Source organism: Methanobrevibacter sp. (genome assembly GCF_045644645.1).
Taxonomy (GTDB): Archaea; Methanobacteriota; Methanobacteria; order Methanobacteriales; family Methanobacteriaceae; genus Methanocatella.
In genome coordinates, this window is the sequence record NZ_JAZRHE010000113.1 from 1 (window position 1) to 9,454 (window position 9,454).

General features: G+C 36.5%; 8 protein-coding genes and 1 tRNA gene. 1 reads left to right on the plus strand and 8 read right to left on the minus strand.

Annotated features, from left to right (window positions below):
* Positions 1 to 164 precede the first annotated feature (164 nt).
* The 7 genes from cysS to aroA all read right to left on the minus strand — a co-directional run bounded on the left by cysS (position 165) and on the right by aroA (position 5,887).
* A complete protein-coding gene (cysS, locus tag ACKI4K_RS06340; protein WP_407423367.1) occupies positions 165 to 1,514 on the minus strand; it encodes a cysteine--tRNA ligase in 1,350 nt (449 codons plus the stop codon).
* Positions 1,515 to 1,555: 41 nt separating this feature from the next.
* A tRNA-Cys gene (locus tag ACKI4K_RS06345) sits at positions 1,556 to 1,627 on the minus strand.
* Positions 1,628 to 1,700: 73 nt separating this feature from the next.
* On the minus strand, positions 1,701 to 2,075 hold the full coding sequence (locus ACKI4K_RS06350; protein ID WP_407423369.1) for a transcriptional regulator: 375 nt from the start codon (positions 2,073 to 2,075) through the stop codon (positions 1,701 to 1,703).
* Positions 2,076 to 2,077: 2 nt separating this feature from the next.
* Positions 2,078 to 2,794 (minus strand): serine O-acetyltransferase, encoded by a 717-nt coding sequence (cysE, locus tag ACKI4K_RS06355; RefSeq protein WP_407423371.1) that lies wholly within the window; start codon positions 2,792 to 2,794, stop codon positions 2,078 to 2,080.
* 60 nt (positions 2,795 to 2,854) lie between these two features.
* Positions 2,855 to 3,802 carry a cysteine synthase A gene (gene cysK, locus ACKI4K_RS06360; protein WP_407423372.1) on the minus strand — a complete coding sequence of 316 codons (948 nt, stop codon included), beginning with the start codon at positions 3,800 to 3,802 and terminating at the stop codon, positions 2,855 to 2,857.
* 136 nt (positions 3,803 to 3,938) lie between these two features.
* A complete protein-coding gene (gene nth / locus ACKI4K_RS06365; RefSeq protein WP_407423374.1) occupies positions 3,939 to 4,574 on the minus strand; it encodes an endonuclease III domain-containing protein in 636 nt (211 codons plus the stop codon).
* A complete protein-coding gene (gene aroA, locus ACKI4K_RS06370; protein WP_407423376.1) occupies positions 4,568 to 5,887 on the minus strand; it encodes a 3-phosphoshikimate 1-carboxyvinyltransferase in 1,320 nt (439 codons plus the stop codon). Before aroA ends, nth begins: the two co-directional genes overlap by 7 nt.
* A 44-nt stretch (positions 5,888 to 5,931) precedes the next feature.
* Here aroA and ACKI4K_RS06375 point away from each other — a divergent pair, with 44 nt between their 5' ends.
* On the plus strand, positions 5,932 to 6,495 hold the full coding sequence (locus tag ACKI4K_RS06375; RefSeq protein ID WP_407423378.1) for a sugar O-acetyltransferase: 564 nt from the start codon (positions 5,932 to 5,934) through the stop codon (positions 6,493 to 6,495).
* 28 nt (positions 6,496 to 6,523) lie between these two features.
* Here the strand turns inward: ACKI4K_RS06375 and ACKI4K_RS06380 are convergent, their stop codons facing one another.
* Positions 6,524 to 9,238, minus strand: coding sequence for a valine--tRNA ligase (locus ACKI4K_RS06380; protein WP_407423380.1), 2,715 nt, complete (start codon positions 9,236 to 9,238; stop codon positions 6,524 to 6,526).
* Positions 9,239 to 9,454 lie beyond the last annotated feature (216 nt).

The window sequence follows — 9,454 nt, forward strand, 5'->3', positions numbered from 1 at the left end:
TATAAAGTAATTTACTATTTTTAAAGCATTTTATTAAAATTAGATAAGAATTAGAACGAATTTTCATCAAAGTGAAATTTCATCTGTAAAAAATTTAATCTGCAATCCCATATAATTTTACAGACTTTAATTTAAAAAAAAATAATTAAAAGGAAAAAATTCCCCTAATCGTTTATCTCATAACCTAAAGATTGTAAATTTTCTCTAATCTTATCAGATAAATCATATTGTTTGTTAGCTCTTAGCTCGGATCTTACTTCAGAAATCAAATCAAGCAAATCGTCTGAACCTGCATTGACCTCTTCAGATACAAAGCTAACACCAAAAATATGTGCTGCATCATCCAAAAATGATTTAATAGCTATCTTATCCCCATCAGATAAATCACCCAATTCATTTTTGGAATCATTAATTAATCCGAAGATAGCTGCAATAGCCTTTGGAGTGTTGAAGTCATCATCCATACTGTCAAAGAACTCGGTTACCCATTTATCTAAAACATCATAATCGGAATTGAATTCCTCTGTAACTTCAACATCTAAAAGTTCATAGTATTTTCTGATTCTGTCCAAACTTTTTTCAGATTGATGAAGTGAATCTTTTGAAAAGTCAATAGGACTTCTGTAGTGAGTTGACAGTACAAAGAATCTGAAGGTTTCTGCTTCATAGTCTTTTAATAAATCACGAATGGTAATGAAGTTATTGAGTGATTTTGACATTTTTTCTCCATTTACATTTAAAAATCCAGTATGCAACCAGAATTTTACCATTGGAGCCTTACCGCTTACAGCCTCCATTTGTGTAATTTCTGCTTCGTGGTGAGGAAAAATTAAGTCAAGCCCTCCACCGTGAGCATCATATTGGGGTCCGAAGTAGTATTCGGTAATAGCTGTATCTTCGATATGCCAACCAGGCCTTCCGTCTCCCCTTGGAGATGGCCAGGTAGGTTCATCAACCCCGACACGTTTTTTCCAAAGTGCAAAGTCCTGCGGATTTTTCTTAGTGGTTTCGGCAATGTCTCTGTGAGATTCCAATTCCTCAACATTTCTGTTAGACAACTTGCCAAATTCCGGGAATTTGTCGATTTCAAAGTAAACGCCATCCTCGGTTTCATAAGCAAATCCCTTATCGATTAATCTTTGAATTTGGTCCAATATTTCATCAACATGATCAGTTGCTCTTGCGAATAGGTTAACACCATTGACATTTAATTTGTTCATGTCTTCAATGTACCTTTTCTCAAACCTGCGAGCTAACTCATGTGCCGGAATTCCACTTTCTTTTGACCTATTAATGATTTTATCATCAATGTCAGTGATGTTTTGAATATAAAATACCGCATAACCTTTGTATTCCAAATATCTTTTAATTGTATCAAAAGAGATGTAGGTTCTTCCATGTCCAATATGAGCATCATCATAAACAGTAGGCCCACAAACAAATAAATTAACTCTGTTTTTATTTATAGTTTCAAAAGTCTCTTTACTACGAGTTAATGTAGAATAAACATCCATAAAAATATCTCCGTGAAAAAAATAATCATTAAGCAAAATAAAGGCAAGTGAGGGACTTGAACCCCCGTATTATGGTCTGCAGCCACACACCTAAGCCACTCGGTAAACTTGCCAGCAAAATTAAAAGTATAATAAAATATTGGTAAATGATAGTTTAAATAGTTTACTATTTTTTCCAATATTTTGCTATTTTGCTTCAGACCCCATACAAGTTTGACAATCTTCACCAAGCTCGGATTTGTCAATGTTAAGTTGTTCTAAAACGTCCACATTTTTTACATTTTTACATATCTTACAAGTTCTCGGAATTAAATCAGCTTTAGTAGCTTCCCCTTCAGATAATTGGCGAGCAAAGTCTTTAATCATGTCTCTAACATCATCATCGAGTTTAATACCGCTGCCACGTTTATCAGTTATATACTGGGATACAGCTGGTTGAGTGATGTCCATAAGCTCAGAAACGTCTTTTTGTTTCATGCCTAGATTTAAAAGCTCTTTAGCTAATTCTGATCTAATAGCTGGAATAACATACCATACTACAATTTCGCAGGGTGGTTTCATAATCAATCACCATTCTCCTTAAATAAATCTTCTAACTCTTCTTGCTCATCTCTAATATCTTCAGTTAAACAAATTTCATGCTTTTCGAATAAAATTTCGAAACGTTTATCGTTTTCTTGAAGATGTTTTTCGATTGTTCTAATAGCATCGGCAACAGGGTCAGGAAGTTTTCCATGATCAAGGTCAACTTCTTTGTTGACAACACCTTTACGTTTGACAATACGTCCGGGAACTCCAACACATGTTGATTCAGGAGGAACATCCTTAAGCACAACAGCACCAGTACCAATTTTAGAGTATTCTCCGATAGTGATGTTACCCATCACTTTAGCACCGGCACCGATAATTACTCCTTTTTCAACTGTCGGGTGTCTTTTAGTTTTTTCTGTACTAGTTCCGCCAAGGATTACTCCCTGATAAATTAATACATCATCTCCAACGATAGCTGTTTCACCAACAACAACACCCATGCCATGATCAATAAATACACGTTTACCAAATGTTGCACCAGGGTGAATTTCAATGCCCGTGATGAATCTTGCCAAATTAGAATTCATACGGGCTAAAAGCTTTAAAGAATGATTCCAAAGCCAGTGACTGATTCTATGGAACAATAATGCATAAAATCCCGGATAACATAGAAAAATTTCTAATGTTGACCTTGCTGCCGGATCTTTTTGCTTAATGGCTTTAATTTCATCCCTTAAATTATTGAACATCCGATAAAACCTCAAATTGATATACATTAGATATATAACATATGGTATATATAGTTATTCTTATTCAAATAACCAATCAACAGAGAGATATCTTTCACCATTGTCTGGTAAGATAGCTATTATTCTTTTACCTTTATTTTCTTCTTTTTTAGCTAATTCTAAAGCAGCCCAAGTTGCTGCACCAGATGAAATACCTGAAAATATACCTTCTTTTTTAGCAAGAGCTAGTAAAGTGTTTCCGGCATCTTCATTTGCAACCGGAATGATTTCATCAATTACACTTTCATCATAAATGGATGGAACAAAACCTGCACCAATACCTTGGATTTTGTGAGGTCCTTTTTCACCTTTACCCAAAGTTTGTGAGTCTTTTGGTTCTACTGCAACAATTTTAACACTAGGAACTTTCTCTTTCAATACCTTACCAATACCAGTAATTGTTCCGCCTGTACCTACACCACCGATTACAATATCAACTTTTCCTTCGGTGTCCCTTAAGATTTCCTGAGCAGTGGTTTCAGAGTGGATTTTCACATTTGCCGGGTTGTCAAACTGACCTAGGATAATTGAATCCGGAGTTTCCTCTTTTAATTCATTGGCTTTTGCAATGGCCCCTCCCATTCCATCAGCACCTGGAGTTAAAACCAATTCTGCACCTAAAACACTTAAGAATTTTCTTCTTTCAATGGACATTGTTTCAGGCATTGTCAAGATTAATTTATAACCTTTAGCGGCTGCTGCAAATGCAAGTCCGATACCTGTGTTTCCACTTGTCGGTTCGATGATTGTAGAACCCGGTTTAAGCAAACCTTTTTCTTCCGCATCTTCAATCATTGCAACCGCAACACGATCCTTGACACTGCCGGTTGGATTGAATGATTCTATTTTTACATCAACTTCTGATTCTAATCCTTCTGTTAAATTATTTAATCTTACAATTGGAGTGTTTCCAATAGCATCAGTAATGCTATCTAAAACTCCCCTTTTTAATTCTGGAATATTTGCCATAATCTATTTCTCCTATATATTTTAATTGGTCATAATAGTATATTAAAAATTATTTTAAAGTTATATAACATACGTTATTATAACTATTGTTATATAGTATTCTTTTACTTTATAAATGTTTTGGTATGACTAAAAATTATTGAACATTGTTCTTAAAATAATCGCAAATTTCAGTGCAGGGACAAATTTCACACTGAGGAGATATGGGTTTGCAGATATTCTGACCGAATTGAACCATCAAATCATTTAATTTAATCCACAAATCCTTTGGAGCAATCTTGGCAAGCTCAACTTCAGTGCCTTCGGGGTCTTTTGTATCAACCAGACCCAATCGATTTGAAATTCTGTGTACATGTGTATCAACCGGAATTGCGGGAAGCTCAAAGGCAAAAACCATCACGCAATTGGCCGTTTTTCTGCCAACACCCGGAAGCTTTACAAGTTCTTCAACAGTAACCGGAACTTCGCCGCCATACTCATCAATTAAAATTTGTGAAACCTCCTGAATTCTTGCAGCTTTAACATTGTAAAAACCGGCAGGTCTAATCAATTCTTTAACATCATCAATTGGAGCATCAACAACAGCATAAATATCTGGATATTTTTCAAATAAATTATTGGTGGCCTGGTCCGTATTTTCATCACGGGTTCTTTGAGATAAGATTGTCCTAATCAAAACCTTATATGGGTCATGATCCAAAAAGGTCCTAATCTCAAAAGTATCCTCTAATCTATTTATAAGTTCAATTACGCGCTCCTCTTTATTCAACATACCAACTCCAATTCAAATCCAAGTTCGGCCATTGATTCAATGAAATTAGGGAATGACACATCAAACACTTCCCCATTGGTAATTTCAATATCATGTTTAAGGCCAATCAGTGAAAATGCCATGGCCAACCTGTGATCTCCATGGGAATCAACAACACCTGATGAGACACCGCCAGTAATGCTCATCCCATCTTCTCTTTCAACTAATTTACAACCCAATTTTTCAAGTTCACGACAGGTTGTATCTATTCTGTCTGTTTCCTTGACCCTTGCATGGGCAACACCGGTAATGTTGGTTGTGCCTTCCGCCATTGCGGCAAGTACTGCAACAGTTATCAATAAATCTGGAGCATTGGACAAATCAACATCAATAGCTTTTAAATTGCCAGCTGACCCAATTTCAACATAATCCTCTCCACGAATGACTTTAGCACCCATTTTCTGGAGAATATTCAAAATTACTTTATCGCCTTGCTTTGAATTTCTAAATAAGTTTTTAATCTTAGCTTTTCCACCATTAATAGCTATTAGCGCTAAAAGATAAGATGCAGATGAGTAGTCTCCCTCAACTGTATAATCACCGGCAATATAATCCTGTTTAGTGACTTTAAACTCATCAATCCTGCAACTTTGGTGCTGCTTGTCGCAATTATCATGCTTTAAATAATATCCTTTTAATGTTTTGACACCGAATTTTCTCATTATGTCCAAAGTCATGTTAACATATGGCTTTGATTTGAATTCAGGCAGTACATATAAGGTAACACCTTGCCTAGATAATGGCGAAGATATTAAAATGGATGAAATAAACTGTGAGCTAACATTTCCATAGATATTGGTTTCACCACCAACATAACCCGGTTCAATCAATATTGGTGCCTTTTCATTATCATTCAAGGATTTTGTATTGATTCCTAGAGGTTTTAATGCATTCATCAGCAATCCCATCGGCCTGGTCTGTAAAGAGTCATCACCCGTCAATGTAACTTCATTATCGCTCAATGCGGAAACAGAAGTCATCAATCTTAGAGTGGTTCCCGAATTGGCCAAATCTATTGGTTCGGCAGAAGAGTTATGGAGTTTACCACCTGTTCCAATAACTTCCAAATAATCATCAGTTTTATTGATTTGAGCTCCTAAGGCTTTACACACTCTTATTGAAGACAAAGTGTCTTCAGAATATAACATATCATATAATTTTGATGTTCCTTTAGCCAGTGAAGCTAGGATTACTGCCCTGTGGGAATAACTTTTTGAAGGCGGTGCCTTTACAACCCCGCCGATTTCTGAAATATTTTTAACCTTAAGAATCATTCTATCAATATTATTTATAATCAAAAACCATTAAATATTTACCTATGAAAGAAATTGAAAAAATGAAAGCGGGTCTTGAATACTGTTACAGTGACGAGAAAGTCTATGCCCTTAAGGAGAATGCCATTAGAAACTGTGAAATATATAATTCAATTGATGGAACTGACAGGCAAAAACAGCACAAATTTTTAGAAGAAATGCTTGGAAGCGTTGGAGATAATGTTTGGATTGGAAAAGGATTTAACTGCGACAATGGAAAAAACATTTTCATTGGAGATTACTTTAACGGAAACTTCAATATTACAATTTTAGACTGTAAAGAAGTTCATATTGGAAATCATGTTATGATTGGACCAAATACATTAATTACTACCGTTGGACATCCCCTATCCCCTAAAGGAAGGCGTAGCGAATTAGCACAAGCCAGTCCAATCCATATTGGTGATGATGTATGGCTTGGAGGGAATGTTACAATTCTTCCAGGAGTTACAATTGGAAACAATGTTGTGGTCGGTGCAGGTGCGGTTGTTAACAAAGACATTCCGGATAATTCACTGGCAGTTGGTGTTCCTGCAAAAGTGATTCGTGAATTGGAAAACGACCTGTAAATTAAAAAAAAAGAAATTAGAGAAGTAATTATCTAATTACTTCAACAATCATATCCAAGTTTTCAGATTGTAGGATATCAACCTTTTTACCGGATGCCCCGACAATCTCTTTTTTGATGTTTAACATGTCTTCAGGAACTGCAATTTCGCCAATTGTGAGTTCATGTGATTCTTCTAAAACAGAACCTATTTCATCAATGTCAGTTGATTTCAAATAACCAATGATTTTACCGGCATCTTTTTTGAATGTTGGTCCGATTTGAGACATGTCCGGTTCAACTTCGATGATTTTTACATGAACTTCAGGTTTTCCTTGGCTGATTGCCAAATCTTTGATTTTTAATGTTCCTTTGATATCATCATCGAATTGGTTAAAGATTTCAACCAATGCATCATCTGAAGTGTATACATTTACTTCGGCAAGTTCCGCATTCAATGGGATTTTGGAAGCTGATTTGAATCTTCTAACCTCATCAATTAACTCAACAGTGGTTTCACCTTTATTTTCCATTTCCTCGCTGATCAATTCATCGTGAACTTCGGGCCATAATGTAGTGTGAATTGACTCATCAGAGAAGTATTGGTAAACCTCTTCTGTGAAGAATGGCGCAATAGGGGCTAATAGTTTCAAGGAAGTTTCAACAACCGTTCTTAAAGTGTATTTTGCAGCTCTTCTTGAGTCGTCTGAAACATCAGTGTATAACCTGTATTTTACGGCTTCAATGTATTCGTCACAGAAATCATGCCAGAAGAACCTTTCAATTGATGTGATCGTATCGGCGAAATTATAATCTTCAAATGCTTGATCAACAGTCTTATTTAAATTGTTGAGTTTGGATAGAATCCATAAATCGATTGGTCCCAAATTATCCTTAACATCTTCATATGATACTTCTTCATCAAAGATTTGCATGCTAATGAATCTGAATGCGTTCCAGAATTTCCTAAGGAACCTGTATCCATGTTTTATATCTTTCCAGTCAAATATTACATCAGATCCTGGAACACTGTTAGCTGCCCAAGTCCTTAGAGGGTCGGCGCCGTATTTTTCAATGACCTCTTCAGGCCCAACCACAAATTCAGGTCTTGACTTACTCATTTTATTTCCATCTTCGCCGAATACCATACCATTAATCACGATATCGTCAAAGGGTTTTTGGCCGGTTAAAGCTATGCAGCGTAAAGTTGTATAGAATGCCCATGTACGGATGATATCATGTCCTTGCGGACGTAGATTTGATGGAAAATGATTAACATAATCCTCATCAGGCCATCCTGCAATGGACAATGGTGAAATTGATGAATCCATCCATGTATCAAGCACATCTTCCTCAGCGATAAACTCTTCACATCCACACTCGCAGGCATGTTTTGGCTTATCAACTGTTGGGTCAATCGGTAAATCTTCAGCATCAGGCAGGATTACGGCTCCACAGTCCTTACAGTACCATACCGGAATTGGTGTTGCAAATATTCTTTGTCTTGAGATGCACCAGTCCCAATCCATGGAATCCGCCCAGTTTAACATACGGGATTTCATGTGTTCCGGCACCCATCTCATTTCATCTGCAGCAACTTTGGTCTTTTCAATCAAGTCACGGACTGCTACAAACCATTGTTCCTTAAGAAGAATTTCAACAGGAGTTTTACATCTCCAGCATTGCCCTACATTCTGGTCAACCTCTTCCTGTTTTAATAGATATCCTTCAGCATCCAAGTCTTCGATGGTTTGTTTTTTACAGGATTGCAAGTCCATTCCTTCATATCTTCCAGCGGCTGCTGTCAATGTGCCTGCATCATCAATAACGTCAATGACTTCCAAATCATACTTCTGAACCCAGCTCACGTCAGTCTTGTCCCCAAATGTACAAATCATTACTGCACCTGTACCAAATTCCGGATCAACTTCTTCATCTGCAATGATTTTTACCTTTTGATGTGATAAAGGCACTTCCACATATTTTCCTAAAAGGTGAGTGTATCTTTCATCTTCAGGGTGGATTACAACAGCCACACAGGCAGACATCAATTCCGGACGGGTTGTCGCAATCAGAATGCCCTCATCCTTAGGGTCGGCCTGCTTGCCTGATTCCTGTGAAGATGCAATATCCTCATATGAATCATCTACAGCAGGAGGAAAGTTAACATAGTTTAAAAATGTAGTGTTGTCTGAGTATTCGACTTCTGCAAAGGCAATAGCTGTCTGGCAGCGAGGACACCAGTTTACAGGGTGCTTTCCTTGATAGATCAATCCGTCTTCATACATTTTTAAGAATGAATACTGTGTTCTTCTCATGTACTCCGGAGTCATTGTCACAAACTCGCGAGTCCAATCCTGTGAATAGCCCATCGCTTTCATGTCCTTTTTCATGCTTGCAATGTTCTTGCCGGTTAAATCAATACAGTATTGTCTGAACTGTGCTCTTGAAACATCATTTTTCTTAATATTATAAGTTTCTTCAACTTTCACTTCAGTCGGAAGACCATGGCAATCCCATCCCTGTGGGAACAGCACATCGAATCCCTTTTGTCTTCTGTATCTTGCGTCCATGTCCATGTAAACCCAATTCAGAACATGTCCTAAGTGAATTGCACCTGTTGGGTATGGTGGGGGAGTATCAATAATATATCTAGGACGAGATCCATCTCCAATGTATTTGTAGATGTTTTCATCTTCCCATTTCTGCTCCCAAACCTTTTCTTTTTTAAAATCATAGTCTTTAGGAATCTCTTGGTTTGACATATATTTTCTCCTAATAAGTAAAGTAAAAATAATATTATTAATTATATAGTTCATTATTTAAAAAAGTAATTACGAAACTAAAAGAATCCTTCAATTTCTTAGTTTAGTTTTTCAATCAATTATTGTTAACCGAAATATCATTCCCGTTTACCGATATTAAAAACTGAGAACAATTTTGCAAAGTGAAAACAATGCAAAAATAGATAACTATATTCT